Raw genomic sequence first — 18,415 nt, forward strand, 5'->3', positions numbered from 1 at the left:
CCGGATGGAATACTTTTGCCGGCAATTTGGGCATCGGATGATCATGGTGGTCCCAGGTACTACCCGGGTGCAAAAACCATGTCCGGGGATGCCAGTCGACGGAACCGCGATAAATCCCGAAGATTTGCGCTCGCGCCGAACGAGCGCTCGATGCCTCCGGGCGAGGATGAGCCTCGGCGAGGCTCTCCTTACTTGTCCGTTTGCGAGAGGGTGCCTTCGCCCACGTTAATCCAGTAGACGTGCCGCTCGTCGACGGCAATGCGCTTGGGGTGCTTCTGCCCGCGGATGAGCGTCGCCGTGGTCCCACCGGTTTTGGCCACGCGGTACACACCTCCATCCTCGGCGTCGTAGTTCACGAAGAATACCGATTTGTCATCGAGCGCGAGGCCGACGGGAAACGAGAATCCACTGGCCAACGTTTCCGCCGCGGTGCCGGGCCCCGACGGGCTTTCCAACTTGATGCGGCGGATGGTCCCCATATTTTCGCCGGGGCTATCGGACCAATAGAGGTAATTGCCGTCGCTCGCCGCCGCCCAGGCGTAAACCACTTTGGCAACTTCTTTGGGCTCGCCGCCGGCGACGGGCACCTTCACCAAACGGCCCGCTTCGGGCCAATAGACGTATTTCGCATCGGCGGCGATGAACAAGACGCGCGCCGAGCGATCGCCGGAGGCCACCTTCGTGGGCGCTCCGCCAGCGAGCGGAAGGCGCATCACATCGAGCTTCGCTTTGTCGTCGGTCGCGGCGAGGTAATACAGATTCGTGCCGTCGCTGGCCACCGCGGGATCGGCCAGCGCGAGGGTCTTCGGTGCAACCTGCACCGCGGCCGCGCCGCTCGCATCCGCCGCCACTTTGAGCAGGCGATCCGCTGCGCCGTTCGGCTTGTCGCCGCCCGTGGCGAAGAACACGCTGTCCTTGACGACGATGGGGGTGCCCGCCGACCGCAGCTTCGTCGCTGCACGCACCGGCTCACCTCCCGCGGGCACGGGCACGCGCAGAAGATCGAGAACCTCGTTCTGATCTTTGTCGCCCGAGAGCGCATCCATCACGAACGCCGAGCCGCCGGAAACGGCCAGCCCCTTGGGCTTCTTGAAGCGCGCCAGCACCGTGCGCGTATGCGCTTTTTCCGTTTCGGGAGCTTTGGCGGGGGTGGTCGATGCCGCATTCGTGCTGGCACTCGCCGCAGTACTCGCCTCTTTGCGCTCCGTCGCTGCCGTGAGGTCCTTCTTGCGCTGCACTTCGTCGCAGCCTGCACTTGCGGCCGCGGACAACGCCAGCAGCACGGCTGCACCCAACCACCCCCTCGAAAACATCAGTCGAGATCCTCCACCCGTAGCGCGGCATCCGTCGCGCGCCTCAGAAATGTCAGCGCCGCGTTGAATTCGCGATCGCTGAACGACCCTTCGATGAGCTTTTGTGCGCTGGACCATGCCGGGTATGCCCGGGAGATAATACGCTCTCCTTTGGGCGTGAGCACCACCGGACGCACGCGCCCGTCTTTCCCGCGGCTTTGTCGCACGAAGCCCTCCTTGGTGAGCCACGCGACGTTGCGGGACAACGAGGACGCATCGAGAACCAATGTATCTGCAAGTGCGCTCATGGACGCGGGGCCCAAGTTCTTCAGCGCGACCAAGATCGCCAATTGCGTGGCCTTGATCCCAAAGGGTTGAAGCATGGAGTCGTAATGCGAGGTCACTGCCCGTGCGGCTCTTCGGAGATTGAAGCACGCGCACAAGGTCTCCATCTCCTTGCACTGTTCAGGGGTCAGACCGGCGCTATTGGTAGCTGGCATGGCGCGGAAGCTTACTCGCCCGCGCTATGCGTGTCAGCGGGCGAACAAGCTTGTATTCTCGCGTGTTATGGCCACAACGCGGCGCCGTCAGCCGCTGCTTCGCTCGAGCACGTAGCCGACGAAAAACGGCCCCATCTTGGCGATGAACTCCGACGTTTGACGGGTTTTTCGCATCGACTGAACGAGGTGCGAAAGCGGGTGAAGCTCGCCTCCGACGAGCCCGATGACGAATTCGTTGTCTTGCGCGTCGAGCCCGTGACACGCAAGGCGGATGTCGTGAGCGAGCTCCTGCGCCCCGTAGGCCATGCCGATCGATGCATGCTCACGCAAAATGTGGCTTTGGTCGATGGGCTCTAGCCGCGCGAACTCCCCTGTCCGCCGGAGAGGGTACCAGACGTGCCACGGGTAGCTTTCGTTGAGCACGTTCTGGATGGGTCGCTTCAAAAGGACGAACTCGAGATCCGGCTCGTGCCCCGTGCTGTAGCTGCGGCCGAGCATGGCCATGTCCTGGCGCAAGGTGACCGAGCGCAGGAATGGCTCGGTGAACAGCGGCCGCACGGCGCGCACGAAATGGCTTGGATCCTCGCCCCACGACAGAAGGCCGAGGCCGCGCGGGCTCATGGTGTCGGCGTAGATCACGCCGGGAATGTTGCGGCTGCGAAGGAGCTTCCCCAGCTCCGACGCCACGTCGTTCGCGTTGACGTCGACCGGCACGTCGAACGCGAGCAGCTGCATGAAAAGGCGGCGGTTCATGCTCTGTCGCACGCCTTCTTTCTTGCCGCCGTACTCGTTCACGTCGATTTTGGGGAGCCCCGGTTGTTTCGCTTCGGTGCTCTCGCTGGTGCCGCCTTCGGGCCTTTGGGTGGTGGTGCTCATGCCAGAAAGAATGTTACATAGCGCCCTATGCAGCTCAATCGCGAATGGTCCCGTCTCTTGGAAAGCTACAAAGACGATCACCAGAACCCGAAGAACCAGGCGTTCCATTCCATCGGCATCCCCATGATCGCCGCCTCGCTCCCCATCGGCGCCACGATCATCGGCCTGCCGCTGGCCGCGGGCCTCTTCACCGTGGGTTGGGGCTTCCAGTTCGCAGGGCACGCGTTCGAGGGCAAGAAGCCGTCGTTCGTCGAGGACAAACGCAGCCTGGTCGTGGGTCTCCTCTGGTGGGGTGAGAAGATCGGGCTGATGAAGCTGCAAACGACGCCAGAAAACGGCTCGGCCAGCTAGAGCCGCGGGAGGGGGGAAAGAAGACGCAGCAGGGCAAAAGAAGGCGCATACTTGGGGCATGGAGCTCGTCGCCCTGCTTATGCTTCTGCCGCTCGTCGCCCTCTATCTTTTGTCCGGCCTACGCCAGATTTCCCAATGGGAGGCCCCACTGAAGTTCACGGTGGGGCGCTACACCGGGCGGCTGACGCCGGGGCTCACCTGGATCATTCCAGGGTTGCAGCGCATCGTGCGTGTCGACACGCGCATTCGCAACCGTGACTTGTTTCAGCAACAGGTGATCACGGCGGACAACGTCACCGCGTCCATCGACGCCGTCATTTACTACAAGGTGATCGATCCGGAAAAAGCGGTGCTCAACGTGGAGAACTACGACCACGCCGTGCGGGACCGCGCCAAAGTGGTGCTGCGCGACATCGTCGGCGAAACTCGGCTCGACGAGCTGCTGTCCCGCCGCGAGGAGATTGCGCTCAAGATCCGCAAGGCGGTGGAGCAGTTCGTGTCGCAGTGGGGGCTTCACGTCGAGGCGATTGCGATGCAAGACATTCAACTTCCGCAGCAGATGCAGGAGGTGATCGCACGTGTGGCGATCGCCGAGCGCGATCGGCAGTACGTGGTGATCAAGAGCCGCGCGGACGTCGAGAGTGCAAAAAACTTCGCTCAAGCGGCGGAGATCCTGGCCTCGTCGCCGGGCGCGATGGAGCTGCGGCGATTGGAAGCGCTGCAGAACATGTCGGGACGGACGAGCCGCGTGATCTTCGACCTCGCGAAGCCCTACGGCGACATGCGCACGCGCGTCGCTGCCACCGCGATGGCCCTCGCGCAGAGCGACGGCGAGACGCGCGAGGAGCGACAAGAAGAAGAGGAACCCGCGGTGGAGGAGCCGGCGGTGGTTCAGCAGCCTGCACGCCGCGCGATGAGATGATGGGGCATGATCTCGCCTGAAGAATTGCGGCGTGCCGCATTCTCGTCGGCTCAAATGGAGGATCGCGCCGTCGCGGAGGCGCTGCGAACGGGCGATATCTGGATTCGCCATGCGGTAGCAACATGGGAATCGAGTGAAGGTACGACATCAGGTCACTTAGTAGGTATTGGCCTGGACGCCGCACTGTTCGCGCATATCGCTCCAGAGCCACCCGTGGTCGATGCACTGACCGTGGCCATTGCAGAATCCATCGCCCTGCAGCCGCTGGAAAGCCTGCACGAGCTGCGCATCCATTGGAACGGCGCGGTCCGAGAAAAAGGCCATTATCGCGGCGATTCGTTGCGCAGCGGCATGCCGGAAGCGCTGGAGACGTATTTGACGGAGCGCGGCGAAGTGGAAGCCGCACGGCGCGCGCGTCATGTAAAATTGGATATTGCGTCACGCGGGCGTGACATCACCGCAACGATGGATGTTAGTTCCGTAACGCGGACGGCTGGGGAGAGCCTGGAGCGCGATCTCCGCGCAATTTCCGAAGCTTTGTGCCTTTTGCTCGTGGGGCCGGAGGGGGCGCATGTGCGCGTGATCCGGAGCCGGCCGCATTTCTAAAGAGGCTATTTCGTATATGCAACGGAGCCGAGCTCGGAATCGTGACTATGCGTCCTGCACGCCTAGCTTCAGTATCAATTTCGGCACATGGTCACTAATTCGGTCGTGCTCCCGCATAACGTAATCTGGAAACCCACCGTGGGGGGTTCGCATCGTAGAACCCGGGTGTCGCGTTCGAGAGTCTCGACAGTGACCGAGCGAAGAACACCAAGGGGGTTTTAACGATGAATAGTACTCTCATTTCTTCGGCGAAGCGTGCGGTTCTTGCGGGTTGCATGATTGGGTTGGTTGCAGGTTGCGCGGCAGGAAACGATTCGTCGTCAAGCGACGAAGGGAACCTCACGGGTGACTCCTCTCAGAATCATTGCGACCACTGCCCGCCGCCGCCGCCGCCGCCGGCCAAGAACTGCCAGTACGCAGGTATCTCGCGTGCGGTGGACATTCACTTGCTGCCCGGTCTGAAGATCCCTCTTCTCGACCAGAACGTTCTCGAGAACGGCGGCATTCACGTTCCCTTCAGCGATGCGTCGATTGGGCCGACCGGCGGCCATGCCAAGGCGGATCTCCTCGATCTGCAGATCCCGAATCTTCTCCGTGCACGCGTCCTCGACGCGACGGTAGATGGCGCCGACTGCAAGACCGACTCGGTGGCGGAAATCGCCAACGTGGAAGTGGGCTTGAGCAAGTTGAAGCTGGGCAGCGTCGTCTCGCTGGACGTCTTGAACGACCTTCTGAAGAACTTGGGCCTGCAGGCTGACATTCAAGCCGACGTCCTCAAGGCGACGGCCAGCGCCTCGTGCAAGAACGGCAAGCCCGTGCTCGCCGGCGACACCATCGTGGCCAAGCTGCGCATCGGCACCAACAACATCCTCGAAATCGTGCCCGGCAAGGCCAATCAGAAGATCGAGCTCCTCGGCGACGGTCTTGGCCACGGCATCACCATCGTCATCAACGAGCAGCTCGTCGATAGCAAAGGAAACAGCGGTAGCATTCAGACCAACGCACTTCACGTCAACGTTCTCGACTTGGCCGATGTGGTCGTAGCAGGAGCCTCTGCGGGCATCACCTGCGCGGGTAGCAGCACTTAGTCGCTCACCAACGTAATCCATATCGGGCTTTGCTTCTCGAGCACTCCGCGCGCGGGGTGTGAAGCATGGGGAAGGTCTCCGCCTCGCGCGGGATGACTCGAAGGTAAAGTCCGATCTTGCGTGCCGCCTCCCGAATTGGGGAGCGCGGCACGTTTTCTTTTGTGCGAAGGTGACGTTCGATAGGACGTACCGATCTCGCGTCGTTCCGGTGCGAGAACCGCGGCAGCGGAACAAAACCGGCGGGACCGGCGCGACGTGCGGCTCAAAAAAAGAGGATCGCCGAAACGCCAGACGATCTTCGCACGATCAACGGGCAAGGGCGCCGGCCTCGCCGGACTTGTCCCGCTGCCGCGGTTCGACTGCGACGCGCTCGCAGGACCAGACAAGCGATCGCAGGTTGCGACTATCATTGCCGGTATGGATTTCGACCCGCTCTGGAGCGCTTACAACAACGGCCCGTGGCCGATTTTCGCATGCATGCTGGCGGGTTGGTCGGCGCTTTTCGGCGTCCTTGCGCTGCTCTTCGAGCGGCGCACCAAGTTCGCGCGGTACATCGCGCTCATCGCGCTCGTGCTCTCGACCTTGCTTTCGGGCTTCGTCACTGTGGGGACGTTCATCGCGTTCGGGTCGCAGCCCAAAGGGCCCGCGGTCCTCCAGCTCGCCACGCCGTTCGCCTTGGGCACGGTCCTCTTCGTCGGGTTTGCCGCGCGGCTCGTGCGAGGAGGGGTGCGGCCGGTGCCCGCGCTCACCACGTCGACGTTGTTCGCGAGTCAGATTGGGCTGTGGCTGGGCGCCTACCTCACCTGGTCGATTCGAAGGGCGGCGGAGGCGAGCTTCGCCGAAAAATGCTCGTTACCCTCGGCGCGATGGGGTTGGGCCTTCGAGGGGCAGTACCTCCTTGCGGTCACCTCGTCGAAACGGGCCCTCCTGCTCATGCTCGCCCCCGTGGCCATCGCCACCGTCGTGGCGATCGTCGACGGGCGCAGGCACCACGGCCAGACCGCGGACCGCTTCATGCGCGTGATCCAGGGAGCATGCTTTCTCGCCGTCGTTGCGTGCGCGATCATGGCGGCCATCCCGACGAAGCCCGACGCCCACGCGAGCCAGTGCGAACCGGTCATCGATGCGCAAGAGCGAATCAGCCGCGCGCTCCTCGGCGCCAATTGGGGCTTTCAGAACAACGAAGCCGAAAAAGGCTGCCAAATGCTACGCGACGTCCAAACCGACTTGGTCGTCGTGCGCGATGCGGCCATGCGCACCCGCTTCGATGAACTCATGACGACGAAGTGCAAATAAGACTTACGCTTCGTCCACCCGCGCGAGGCATTCGCGCAGCACCTTGGCGAGGCCCTCGACATGCGGGTGCTCCAGCATGGACAGATGGCTCCCCGGCACCTTGTGCACGTCGATTCCGCCCTCGGCGAGGTTGCGCCATCCGAGGCGGGCGTCGAGCTCCGGCGACAAGCCGGATTGCGACGTGCGCTCGGCCAAGAACAAGGTGACCTTGCCCGGGTACTGCGTGAGCGGGCCGCGGCTGTACACATCGACGATGCCGCGGTTCTTTCGGTCCACCTCGTCGAAAATCGAGGTCGCGGCGGCCTCGCTGTCGGGCGGCGGCGGCTCCGACGGGCTGCGCCCGAGCTGCCGCTGCACCTTGTGCGCGAGCACCTCGGCGGCGTCGCTCAAATAGGAGAACATGTTCCCGGCGGGCAGGCCCCGCAGGTTTCGCCAATGGTGGCGCACGCGCTGCGCCGCCGCGGTCACCTGTTGCACACCGCTCAACGTCCCTGGCACCGCCGTATCGAAAAGCCCCAGCAGCGCCACCGATTCGCCGCGCGCGCGCAGCTGCACCGCCATCTCGTAGGCCATCCACGAGCCCAGGGAAAACCCCAGGAGCACGTACGGCCCGTGCGGCTGCTTTTCCCGGATCGCATCGATGTAATCGGCCGCCATGCTCGGCAGATCGTTCTTCGACCCATCGAGCCGCAGCTCCGCCTCGAGCCCGTACACGGGCCGATCCTCGCCCAAGAGCAGCGACACCTCGCGAAACGCGAGCACGCTCAACCCGCCGCCGCCCGGCAGCCAATACACCGGGCGCTTGCGCCCTTTCGGCTGAATCGCAATCAACGTCGAGCGATCCATCGCACCGCGCTGCAGAAGCGCGGCCATCGTCCGCACCGTTCCCGCATGGAGCAAACTGGACATGGCCAGGCGCCGCCCAAATTCCTTTTCCACCCGGCCGAGGAGCGACACCGCGAGCAGCGAGTGGCCCCCCAATTGGAAGAAATTGTCGTCCAAGGCGACGGGCAGCCCCAGCACCGTTTCCCAGATTTCTGCCAATCGCCCTTCCAGCGAATCGGTCTTTTCGCCGAACACGTACCGCGAGACCACCACCTCGCTCGGCGTGAGCAGCGACGAAACCTCCGCGGCATCGCCCGGCCCATCGAGCCGCAGCGCCGGATGCTCGCGCAGCGCGTGAAGGCACTCGGGATTGCGAAGCGCGGTGACGTTGAGCACCGGCTTGCCATTGATGGCATCGCGCACCGCGCGATCGGAGCGCTTTCCGCTATGGGTCGTGGGAAGTTCGTCGACCTCCGCGATCACCGCGGGCGCGTGTGCCGCCGAGCATTGCTCGGAAAGCGCTTTGCGAATCCGCCGCACCAACGACGAATCGAGGTAGGCACCTTCACGAAGCACCACCACCAAAACGAGCCGGCTTCCGCCGGGTTCGTGCGGTGCGGTTTGTTCCACGGCCACGGCGTCGCGCACGTCGTCGATGCCGGTTAGCACGCTATAGATTTCGGCAGGCCCGATGCGAATGCCTCGAATGTTCATCACACCATCGGAGCGACCGTGAATGCGCCCCGTCCCCCGTGACGTCAATTCGAGCAGATCTCCGTGCGTCCAAACACCAGGATTTTGACGGAAATACGCATCATGAAAGCGCACCCCGTCTGGGTCGCCATAAAGGCCCAATGGACGCGATGGGAACGGATTTTCACAAATTAGCTCTCCGAACGCGATGCAGTCGTTCGCCGTCCCAGCCGTCGCGCGGAGTCCGACCGCTCGCACGTCGAGCCCGAGGCTCTTCGATTGGAGCTCACCCTCGTACACCGGCAGATGCGGATGCCCCAGCAAGAAGCACCCGATGATATCGGTTCCACCGGAGATCGACTGAAGCGGTACCGCCTTCACCTCATCGCGAGTCCAGTGGAAGAATGCGTCCGGCAACACCGAGCCGGTCGACATGATGGCCCGCAGCGCCGTCAAATCGTAGCGCGTGCGCGGGGTGATTCCCGCGTCACGTGTATACTGCAAATATCCAGGGCTGGTGCCGAAAACGGTAATCTGCTCGCGCTCGACGAGCTGCCAGAGTGCATCGGCCTCGGGGTAGGACACGGAGCCGTCGTAAATGACGATATGCGTACCGCTGGCCAGTGCGGACAATTGCCAGTTGTACATCATCCATCCACACGTGGTGTGGAAGTACATGGTGTCGCCCTGCCGCAGATCCGTGTGCAGCCGGTGCTCTTTCACGTGCTCCAAGAGGGTGCCGCCCGCTCCGTGCATGATGCACTTGGGCTTTCCGGTGGTGCCCGACGAAAACAGAATATAAAGCGGGTGGTTGAATTCGAATCGCGGCAACTCCTCGAGGCAGGTGAACACCGGCGCGGTTTCCGAGGCCAGCACGTCGCGAATCGACTCCACGGGCACGTCGCGACCGGCTGGAATCGCCGGCTCCGGGCCGCGCAAGCACACCACGTGTTCGAGTGACGGAAGCGCCTCCACGAGCTCGGTGAGCTTCTCGGTCACGACCCGCTCGTAACCGTGATGAAAATAGCTGCCATGGGCGAACAGCCAAGAAGGGGTGAGCTGATTGAACCGCTCGACCATGGCAGGAAGTCCGATATCGGGCGCAATCGAGGACCAAATGGCCCCCAGCGCCGCCGTCGCCAAGCAGGCGACCACAGTTTCCGCGGTGTTCGACACCACCGCCACCACGCGATCGCCGCTGCGCAGCCCGCGCCGGTGGAGCGCCGACGCCAGCCGGAGCACGCGCGTGGTCAGCTCGGCCCGCGTCCACACCGTCCGATCGCCGCGCTCGTTGCACGCGGTCAGCGCCGGTTGGGCCAGCTGCTCCGAGGTGCGCGCGGCCAGGAGGTTCTGCACGAAGCTAAGGCGCAGCTTGGGGAAGAACTCCGCGGTTTCGCAGACTTGTCCCACACACACCGGCTCGTAGGAGCCCTCCACGTCGAGCTCCGACCACTCCAGGAAGAGGCGCCAGAAGAGGCGGTACTCTTGGACCGAAAATCGATGAAACGCGGCGGGGTCGTCGAAGCGCCACCCGGTGGTCTCCTCGCAGAAACAGATGAAGTCGGTCATCTGCGACTGCGCGACCGTGACCGTATGGGGGACGAAAATCGGCAGCGGTTCTGCGCGATCTTCGCGGTCGAAGCCATACGTGGTGCCCGGCGCAAGCAGGCCGATGGGGAACGTCGCGCTGGCGAAAGCGCCGCCGTCGTCGGGTTTCATATCGATCTTGGATGCAGCACGGCTCGGTGTGTTAGTCGTAGACCCGGGAGGTTTTTGCATGATTGCGCTGGTCACCGGAGGCGCAGGTTTCATCGGATCACACATCGTCGAGCACCTCGTGCGCAGCGGACATCGCGCGCGGGTGTACGACAACTTCTCCGCGGGGAAGCGTGAAAATTTACGCCACATCCCCGAGGACAAACTGGAGATCATCGAGGCCGACGTGCGCGATTCGCCGCGGCTCGAATACACCATGGCCGGGTGCGACGTGGTCTTTCACCAAGCGGCCATCGTTTCGGTTCCTTATTCGGTCGACCATCCTCAGGAGACCCACGACGTCAACCTGCAAGGCACGATGAACGTGCTTTTCGCGGCCAAACGCCAAGGCGTCAAACGCATCGTCTTCGCGGGATCGGCCGCCGTGTACGGCGAAGATCCGGAATTGCCCAAGCGCGAATCGATGCGCGAAGATCCGATATCGCCTTACGGGGTCGAAAAGCTCGCCAGCGAATTGTACCTTCGCACGTACGCGCGGCTGCACGGCGTGGAGTCGGTCACCCTTCGCTACTTCAATGTGTTCGGCCCGCGGCAAGATCCCAAGTCGCCCTACAGCGGTGTGATCAGCGTTTTGGTCGATCGGGCCCTGCGCGGTGAGACGCCGACGCTGTTCGGCGATGGGAACCAGTCGCGCGACTTCGTCTTCGTGCGCGACGTGGCGCAGGCCAATCTGCTCGCGGCGACGGTGCCGGGCGTCGGAGGGCGCGTGTACAACGTCGGCCGCGGACAGCGCACCACCTTGCTCGAATTGGTGGCCATGCTCGGACGCACCGTCGGGCGCGGCATCACGCCGGAGCACCAGCCGCCGCGCGCGGGCGACATCCGCGATTCGCTGGCGGACATTTCCCGGGCGCGCACCGAGCTGGGCTTCGATCCGAAGGTCAGCGTGGAAGAGGGCCTCAGGGAGCTGGTCGCGTACACGCGAGGCGGGTGAAATACATGTGCCGCGGGCCGGAGCCGGTCCACGTATCGAGGGTGACACCGGCCGTGTCACCCTCGAAGTGCACCGCTCGAATCGTCTGATGCGCGCTTCGGTCGGGGACGACCACCACGGTGCTCGGACGGCATACCGCACGGGCCTGCGTGTCGACGGGGACGAAGCTCCAACGTAAGGGCGACCTGTCGCCCTCGAGGTCCCCCACCAGCGCCAAGGTGCCGTTCGCGGCAATGAGATCGCTCGGATGGCCCGTGGGCCACGCGATGCGAATGGGCTCCGCATCCAGAACCGCGAGCGTGGCGGGATCGATCCTCCGCAGAAGCACCGTTCGCGGAATCGACGGCGGCTGCTCCGACACGAAGGCCGCGACCCACAAGTCTTTCCCGACCATCGCACTTCGCACGAGGACGGACGGGGTCGCCGCGAGTCCCTCGATGGCGCGGCTCGGGGTGCCCAGGCTTCCATTCGCCCCGAGCCCCGCGACTTGAAGGGCACCATCGGCCGCGTAGGCCACGAGCCGCTTGTCGCCGACGCGGTTGACCGCCAACCACGACGACTTCGACGGGGCATACCAATCGGATTGCTCGATCCTCTGCCCCGCCCCACCCGCGGGATCGAGACGCTGCAGACGCACCATCGGTTGCGTGCGATCCAAGGTGCTCGTCCTCTCGAGCCGGGTGCCCTGAATCTCCAGGCGGTCGTAACCGTACCGGATGGTTTTCACCTCTTGGATGCGGAAGGCACCCGCGGTGGGCGCCAGATTCGGGTCGAACCGCAGCCACGCCGCGTCGGTCATGGCATCGTTGGCGGGCCACCACTCCGCGAGCAGATCGAGCTCCCCGTCCCCGCGAGGATTCCATACGAGCTGCCCCGGCGTGGTGCGTTCGACGCGACGGGTCGCCCCCGCGGGCTTCCCGTCCGCGGTGAAACGCTGGATCTGCGTGACCAGCGCCGGTCGGCCTCCCCATGCCACGTACCAATTCCCTTTCCCGAACGTCACCGAGGAGTCCCCGCCCGAGTCCTCGAAGGGCGGTTGGAGCTCGACGACCGACCCCACCACGGTGAGCCCCGTGCAGGTGGTTTGGCACGCATCGGTCATCGGCGATGGGTCGACGCGCGGCTCCGGCACCGCAGGATTCTCCCTTGGCCCGGCGTCCTTGTAGACGAAGTGCGCCTCGTATTCCTTCTTGGAGGTGCACGCGGCAAACGCTGGGAGAGCGGCCAACGCCACGACGGCCAACGCGATGGCGCGCTTCATCGTGCTCCTCCGATGACCCGCTCGATGACGACGGGCGTACCCTCGAGAACGCGAACCGCCGGTGCAACTTCTTGGGACCTCGGCTGCAGGGCCTCGAGCTTCGGATAGTCGTCGCCCGCACCGCACGTGAGGGCCCGCGGCGGCAGGCCCGCGACGCAGCTCCCTCCGCAACGCGGCTTGGTCGTGGAGACGTCGCACGAGCCTTGGCCGGCGCGCGCGCACTCTTCGTTGCACATGCACGTACGCCCCGAATCCTCCGCGCCGCTGCACCCTCCGGCGACGCAACGGACGCATCCCGGGCAGTCGGTGTCGACGTTGCACGGGGTGGGCGGCGGCGGGGGCAACGCCCCGGTGGCCATGTTCGTCACGAGCAGACCGAGCCCCGCGATCGCGATCGACCAAACCTGTTTTGCCCGCATCTACCGGTCTCGTGCAGAGGCAATGCCAAAGGCCGAATCCGCAAAGTCGCGGGCAGAGTCGGGGCGTTCTGGCGCTCTCATGTGCCAAACTGGGTCACCGCGGGACAGAACGCTGCCTTGCCTAAGCTTCAGTTACAGTTCGCGCGGTTTTGTCCTATTCTCACCCCGTCGGAATGGGGACACACGACCCGCGCATCGAACGGCTTCCCGAGGAAGAGGTGGTGCACCGTGCGACCTCGGGCGCGCTGCCATCGCGTTGGAAGATGCTCGTGTCCGAAGCGGGCATCCTCACCTTGGGCGCCGAGGAGCTCGTGATCGAGCGCGGCGAGCCGCGTGTGGGCCAGGCGGTGTGCCTGCTCTCGGGCAACCGCATCGCCTTCCGTCGCGTGCTCGAGTTGAATGGCTCCTCCACGTCGGGCATGCGCCTTCGCGCCGACGTTGCCCCCTTCGAAGATCGCTGGACGGACGGCATCCTCGGCGTCGTTCAGCCGCGCAGCATCGATCGCGCGGTCGCCGTCAATCCCGTGCAGTTTACACGCGCCAGCTGGTACGCCGCGGTGGCCTCCGCGCACCTTCGCTCGGTGAAGCGCCGGCTGCAGAAGCAACAGCGCCTGCCGCTGACCACGCGGCTCTTGTCTGCGGACGAGTGGCCCGGCGTGCGCTCGTTTTGGCAAGAGGCGTGCGGGCGCGGGCTGCCGGTGCAGGCCCACGCCAACCAACACGTGGTCGGCCTGTTCGATGGGGCGAGGCTCGTGGGGGTGAACATCCACCTGGGCTTTGGATCGCAGGCCTACTCGGCGTTCACGCTCGTGGACCGGCGTTACCGCGGCTGCGGCGGCGGCCGCAAAATGATCGAGCACGCCGTGGCCATTTCGTACGAGCGCAAGTTCGAGAGCATCTACGTGAACATCAACGTTCGCAACCTGCCCTCGATCGCCGCGTACCGCGCCTGCGGCTTCCACCCGATGCGCTGGTGGTCCGACGAAGCCGACCCGCTGGCCTCCGCCGAGCGGCAGCAAATGGTCTTCGAGTTGGATCTGACGAAGCGCCGGCCCTAGTCGGGTCCAAGGCTCACTCGTGCACGATGACCCGGGCGCCCGCATTCTTGTCGGTGGCGCGGACGCCGTGCCAGCCCTTGGGCAGGGTGGGGCCGGCCCATTCGAAGACGTTCTTCGCGTCGTGCGGGGTCATGTTCACGCAGCCGTGGCTGCGCTCGTGGCCGAAGCTCGAGTGCCAGAAGGCGCCGTGGAGCGCGTAGCTGCCGTGAAAATACATGATCCAGGGAACGTCTTGGATCGAGTACGGGCCTTCGCTCGTGGCATCGTCATCCATCGTGGCCGACGTGTGCTTTTCGCGAATGCGGTACGAGCCCATGGGCGTGCGATGATCTTGCGACTTGTCTTCGTCGTTGTGGCGGCCGGTCGAAACGATGGTCGCATAAACCGGTTTGTCGCCTTCGTAGGCCACGAGTGATTGCGTCTTTAGATTGATATCGATCCACTTCTCGCCTTTGGCGAGATCCGAGGGCGGGGCGCTGGCCATCACGGGCTGGCCGTCGAGGTCCTTCATCCAGTAGCCGTCGCTCGTCTCGTAGTAGGCCCGCTCCTCGACGATGACCTTCTTGCCGGTGAGCTGCACGATGGTGAAGCGCGGCACGTTTTCGTTGCGGCGCACCTTCTTTTCGGCTTCGTCGTATTGGTAGCGCCACGCGCGCGGGTGGGTGATGAAGCCCAGCGGAAGCTTGCGCTTTTCGTCGTCGTGGCCGACCCACACGCCCTCGAACTCCGTCGTGGGCTTGTGCACGATCAGGTGATCGCTCGGCGCGAAATAGCCATCCGTGGTGCGCCACATTTTGCCCGCGGGCAGCTTCACTTCTTTGTCCAGCGACAGATAGAACCCGCGCACCATGCGCCAGACGATGAGGCCCGTCTCGCCCTTCAACTCGTCGAAGGTGACCTGCGGGCGCCCGCCGTGGCTTTTCAGGTACCACGGCGTGTCCTGGCCCGAGGCAGCCATGGCCGCGGCCTCCGGCGTGGGAAGCGCCTTGCCATCGGGCCCGCGCTTCGTTTTGCCGATGGCCAGCCCGCGCTCGGCGTCCGTGCGCTCCTTGCGCGAGGGGGCGCGGCGGAAGAGCGGCGTGCCGTTGGTGAGGTTCAGACCGTACTCGTAAGGAAGCGGGCCATCGGCGTACGGGACGTGCGCCGCATTGGCCAGTTCCTTGTTGTTCATATCGGACGTGACGTACTTGCCGCAAACGAAGCCGCCGGTGACGAGCTCGTACCAGCCCTCCGCGCAGTTGCCCTTCTTGACGATCTGCGGCTTCACCTCGACGAGCGCGCCCTTGCGCAGGTAGCCCAGGCGGAAGACGCCCTGCCGCTCCTCGCTGGCCTTGTTCGGATCGCGCGGTGGAAATTCCGTCGCACTGAAGACGGGGGCGGGCGACACGATGGCGCCGACCTTGGGCGTTGGCGGCGGGCTACCGGGTGGGCCAGCATCGGCGGCCACGGGCATGGGAACCACCGTGCCCTCCGCGGAGGCGTCCGCATCGTTCGAGGATGGCGCGTCGTTGGCGTGATTGCGGCATCCCGTCCCCCACAAAAGCCAAGCACCTGCAAGCACGGCTGCCTTGGAAAACCGGGCTGAGCCGAACGTCACGACCGACATGTTGCCCCGGTACCATAGCTGTCTCCGTCGTTCCACTTCGCCGCATGCATCGTCCGGAGGTACGCTGGCGCCAGCATCATGATCCCGTTCGAGGAAGCGACCACAACGGCGCGAACCAAGAGCAGCACGCCCATCCGCGAGCTGGGGCTGACCATCACGGGGACGGTCCTCGAACCCATCATTGCGCAGTTCGAGAAGGAGCGGCTCCGGGCCGGCATTCTCAAGGTGCGTCCGCGCTACTACCTCTCGACGGAGTGGGGGGTGCCCGAGGCGACGGTGGCCATCGCCATCCCCTTCTACTTGGTGCGTCCCGAGCTGACGTTGATCCACGCCGAGCACGCGTGCCACGTGGAGGGTTCGGGCCCGAAGGAAATTTTGCGGTATCTGCGCCACGAAATGGGGCACGTGGTCAATTACGCGTACCGCCTCCACGAGCGCAAAGATTGGACGGAGCGCTTCGGCCCCATGGCCCGCCCCTACGAGGAGGAGTACCGCCCGCGCCCATTCAGCCGCGAATTCGTGCACCATTTGCCTGGTTGGTACGCGCAAAAGCACCCCGACGAAGATTGGGCCGAGACCTTCGCGGTGTGGATGACACCGGATCTCGATTGGCGAAAAGAATATGCCAAATGGCCCGGCGCCCTGCGCAAACTCGAATATTGCGATCGCATGATGATCGAGATTCGCGGGAGCGATCCGGTCATCACCTCGGCCGAACTCGACGGCGACGTCGCCACGTTGTCGATGTCACTGGAGCAATTCTACCAAGACTACGAAGGCCGCCCGAGCGAGCGCGTGGCAGGGCTCGATCGCATGCTGGTGAGCCTCTTCTCGGACAGCCAAGAAGCCGGCATCCGCCTCGCCGTTTCGGATTTGATCCGGCGCCTCGAACGCGATCTTCCAGGCTCCGTCTACCATTGGACGGGCCACATGCCCGAGCGCACCCTGGGTTTGCTCGCCCAAATGGCCGAACGAGCCGACGCCCTCGCGCTCACCTTCCGCGTCGAACGCGATCACGAGCTCACCATCGCCGTCACCAGCTTGGTCACCGCATTGGCGATGCACTGGCTGCAGAGCGGGCGTTACGAGACGTAGCCCAACCATAGATCCAATCTTTTTTGGTGTGCACATCTGCGCCCTGCCGATTGGCTACTGCACATGGGCGCCATGTTGCTGAATTTTGACCTCGCATGCCTCCATCGGTCGTGTAGTTCTCCGCGATGCGGCCATACACATCCGATGTATCGAACGACCGGAGGCGAACGATGGGCACTCGGAATCTTGGAAGCGCCGTGCTGTTTGCAGCGATGACGCTGTCTCTCTCACTCACCGCGCAGACCGACGCCATGAGGGCGAATCAGGTGGTTACCATTTCATCGAACGATACGACGACCCGAATCCTTGCCAAGGCAGCCAGCGTGACACCGTCGGCGCGCCAGCTGGCGTGGCAGCGCATGGAGCTCACCGCGTTCTTACACTTCGGGCCCAATACGTTCGACGATCGCGAGTGGGGGACGGGCACGGAAGATCCGAACCTTTTCAACCCCTCGGCGCTGGACACGGATCAATGGGTGACATCCCTGCAACAGGCAGGGTTCAAACAGGCCATTTTGACGGCGAAGCATCACGACGGATACCTGCTCTACCCGACGCGCTACAGCACGCAGTCGGTGAAGTCGAGTTCGTGGCAAGGGGGCAAGGGGAACGTCCTGCGTTCGTTCGTCGATTCCGCACACAAGTTCGGCATGCGGGTCGGGTTTTATCTCTCGCCCGCCGACATGCACGAAGCGTTGGAAGGCGGGCGATACGGCAACGGCAGCACGGCTGTCACGACGACGATTCCCGAACCTGGCCTCGATGGGACGCGGCCGCCCGGGCCAGCATTCACCGTGACTGCGGACGACTACAATCGCTATTACATGAATACGCTCTACGAGCTGCTCACGGAATACGGCCCGATCGACGAGGTGTGGTGGGACGGCGCCAATGCGGTCAGCGGCAAAATCAACCCTTCGGATTTTCCCGATTGGACACGCCTGGTCCGCGGGCTGCAGCCGGATGCGGTGATCTTCCAAGACGGCGGCCCCGACGTGCGCTGGGTCGGCAACGAGAACGGCGTCGCGCGAGAAAGCGAATACAGCGTGTTGCCGTTCACCGGGAGCGCGGCCGGCGCCGTCGATCGAATCACCCTACCGGCGGATGTCACGGCAAGGGACCTGGGGAGCGACACCTTGCTCGGGAAGCGCAACGCCGACGGCACCAGCGCGTGGAACTTCTTGAAATGGCTCCCGGCAGAATGCGACGCGAGGCTCGAACCGGGTTGGTTCTGGAGCACGAACCGTCACGAGCCCAAGTCGCTGGTCGACCTACAGTCCATGTATTACGCATCCGTCGGACGCAATTGCGTGCTGCTGCTCGACGTACCGCCGGACAATCGGGGACGCCTCACGGACGCCGACATCGCCCGGCTGAACGAATTTGCCCAATGGCGATTGCGTGTTTTCGGCATCGACCTGGCGCGGGGTGCGCGAGCCGCGAACGGCGACGACACGACGAACACCGCAGGCAACGTACCGGCCCACGCAGTGGATGGAAATGACGACACGCAGTGGCAGCCCGCGTCGAGTACCGGTGTTTTGATGGTCGACTTGGGTGCGGCCCAAGAGGTGAACGCCTTCGGCTTGCAGGAGAACATCCGCATGGGCCAGCGGGTAACGTCGTTCGTCGTCGACGCTTGGCAAGGCGGCGCCTGGACCACGCTGACGTGGGGCACGGTCATCGGCTACAAGCGGCTGGTTCGCTTGTCGACACCGGTCACGACATCGAAGCTGCGCTTGCGCATCACGTCCGCCCGAGGCCCGGCAGCCATCTCCACCTTTGGCGTCTACCGCGACCGGTAGGCATAGCCGCGT

General features: G+C 64.2%; 16 protein-coding genes. 9 read left to right on the plus strand and 7 right to left on the minus strand.

Annotated features, from left to right (window positions below):
• Positions 1–188 precede the first annotated feature (188 nt).
• From LVJ94_43950 to LVJ94_43960, 3 genes are all read right to left on the minus strand, one after another.
• Positions 189–1,313, minus strand: a complete 1,125-nt coding sequence (locus LVJ94_43950; GenBank protein ID WXB03848.1) for a hypothetical protein — start codon at positions 1,311–1,313, stop codon at positions 189–191.
• Entirely contained in the window at positions 1,313–1,675 is a 363-nt protein-coding gene (locus LVJ94_43955; protein WXB03849.1) for a MarR family transcriptional regulator, read from the minus strand. The genes LVJ94_43950 and LVJ94_43955 overlap by 1 nt, the downstream gene beginning before the upstream one ends.
• A gap of 204 nt (positions 1,676–1,879) precedes the next feature.
• Positions 1,880–2,668, minus strand: coding sequence for a chlorite dismutase family protein (locus tag LVJ94_43960; GenBank protein ID WXB03850.1), 789 nt, complete (start codon positions 2,666–2,668; stop codon positions 1,880–1,882).
• Positions 2,669–2,695: 27 nt separating this feature from the next.
• Here LVJ94_43960 and LVJ94_43965 point away from each other — a divergent pair, with 27 nt between their 5' ends.
• The 5 genes from LVJ94_43965 to LVJ94_43985 all read left to right on the plus strand — a co-directional run bounded on the left by LVJ94_43965 (position 2,696) and on the right by LVJ94_43985 (position 6,931).
• Positions 2,696–3,019, plus strand: a complete 324-nt coding sequence (locus LVJ94_43965) for a DUF962 domain-containing protein (GenBank protein WXB03851.1) — start codon at positions 2,696–2,698, stop codon at positions 3,017–3,019.
• A 58-nt stretch (positions 3,020–3,077) separates the two neighbouring features.
• Positions 3,078–3,941: an SPFH domain-containing protein gene (locus LVJ94_43970; GenBank protein WXB03852.1), complete on the plus strand. Its 864-nt coding sequence runs from the start codon at positions 3,078–3,080 to the stop codon at positions 3,939–3,941.
• Between the two features lie 6 nt (positions 3,942–3,947).
• Positions 3,948–4,547, plus strand: coding sequence for a hypothetical protein (locus LVJ94_43975; protein WXB03853.1), 600 nt, complete (start codon positions 3,948–3,950; stop codon positions 4,545–4,547).
• 224 nt (positions 4,548–4,771) lie between these two features.
• Positions 4,772–5,635, plus strand: a complete 864-nt coding sequence (locus LVJ94_43980; GenBank protein ID WXB03854.1) for a hypothetical protein — start codon at positions 4,772–4,774, stop codon at positions 5,633–5,635.
• A gap of 417 nt (positions 5,636–6,052) precedes the next feature.
• A complete protein-coding gene (locus LVJ94_43985; GenBank protein ID WXB03855.1) occupies positions 6,053–6,931 on the plus strand; it encodes a hypothetical protein in 879 nt (292 codons plus the stop codon).
• Positions 6,932–6,934: 3 nt separating this feature from the next.
• Here LVJ94_43985 and LVJ94_43990 read toward each other — a convergent pair whose 3' ends face one another.
• Entirely contained in the window at positions 6,935–10,168 is a 3,234-nt protein-coding gene (locus LVJ94_43990) for an acetoacetate--CoA ligase (protein WXB03856.1), read from the minus strand.
• A gap of 58 nt (positions 10,169–10,226) precedes the next feature.
• On the opposite strand from LVJ94_43990, the gene LVJ94_43995 reads away from it, so the two are divergent.
• Positions 10,227–11,159 carry an SDR family oxidoreductase gene (locus LVJ94_43995; GenBank protein ID WXB03857.1) on the plus strand — a complete coding sequence of 311 codons (933 nt, stop codon included), beginning with the start codon at positions 10,227–10,229 and terminating at the stop codon, positions 11,157–11,159.
• Here LVJ94_43995 and LVJ94_44000 read toward each other — a convergent pair.
• Both LVJ94_44000 and LVJ94_44005 read right to left on the minus strand, forming a co-directional pair.
• Positions 11,125–12,420: a hypothetical protein gene (locus tag LVJ94_44000; GenBank protein WXB03858.1), complete on the minus strand. Its 1,296-nt coding sequence runs from the start codon at positions 12,418–12,420 to the stop codon at positions 11,125–11,127. The two genes, LVJ94_43995 and LVJ94_44000, sit on opposite strands and share 35 nt — an antisense overlap.
• The gene (locus LVJ94_44005) at positions 12,417–12,839 is read right to left on the minus strand and encodes a hypothetical protein (GenBank protein WXB03859.1); all 423 of its coding nucleotides are present in this window, start codon (positions 12,837–12,839) and stop codon (positions 12,417–12,419) included. Before LVJ94_44005 ends, LVJ94_44000 begins: the two co-directional genes overlap by 4 nt.
• A 173-nt stretch (positions 12,840–13,012) precedes the next feature.
• On the opposite strand from LVJ94_44005, the gene LVJ94_44010 reads away from it, so the two are divergent.
• Positions 13,013–13,897 carry a GNAT family N-acetyltransferase gene (locus LVJ94_44010; GenBank protein ID WXB03860.1) on the plus strand — a complete coding sequence of 295 codons (885 nt, stop codon included), beginning with the start codon at positions 13,013–13,015 and terminating at the stop codon, positions 13,895–13,897.
• 13 nt (positions 13,898–13,910) lie between these two features.
• Here LVJ94_44010 and LVJ94_44015 read toward each other — a convergent pair whose 3' ends face one another.
• Entirely contained in the window at positions 13,911–15,503 is a 1,593-nt protein-coding gene (locus LVJ94_44015; GenBank protein ID WXB03861.1) for a L,D-transpeptidase, read from the minus strand.
• Positions 15,504–15,581: 78 nt separating this feature from the next.
• Here LVJ94_44015 and LVJ94_44020 point away from each other — a divergent pair, with 78 nt between their 5' ends.
• Together LVJ94_44020 and LVJ94_44025 are read left to right on the plus strand one after the other, a co-directional pair.
• On the plus strand, positions 15,582–16,598 hold the full coding sequence (locus LVJ94_44020; protein ID WXB03862.1) for a putative zinc-binding metallopeptidase: 1,017 nt from the start codon (positions 15,582–15,584) through the stop codon (positions 16,596–16,598).
• A gap of 170 nt (positions 16,599–16,768) precedes the next feature.
• The gene (locus LVJ94_44025; GenBank protein ID WXB03863.1) at positions 16,769–18,403 is read left to right on the plus strand and encodes an alpha-L-fucosidase; all 1,635 of its coding nucleotides are present in this window, start codon (positions 16,769–16,771) and stop codon (positions 18,401–18,403) included.
• Positions 18,404–18,415 lie beyond the last annotated feature (12 nt).

This window comes from Sorangiineae bacterium MSr11367 (genome assembly GCA_037157805.1).
Classification (GTDB): Bacteria; Myxococcota_A; Polyangia; order Polyangiales; family Polyangiaceae; genus Pendulispora; species Pendulispora rubella.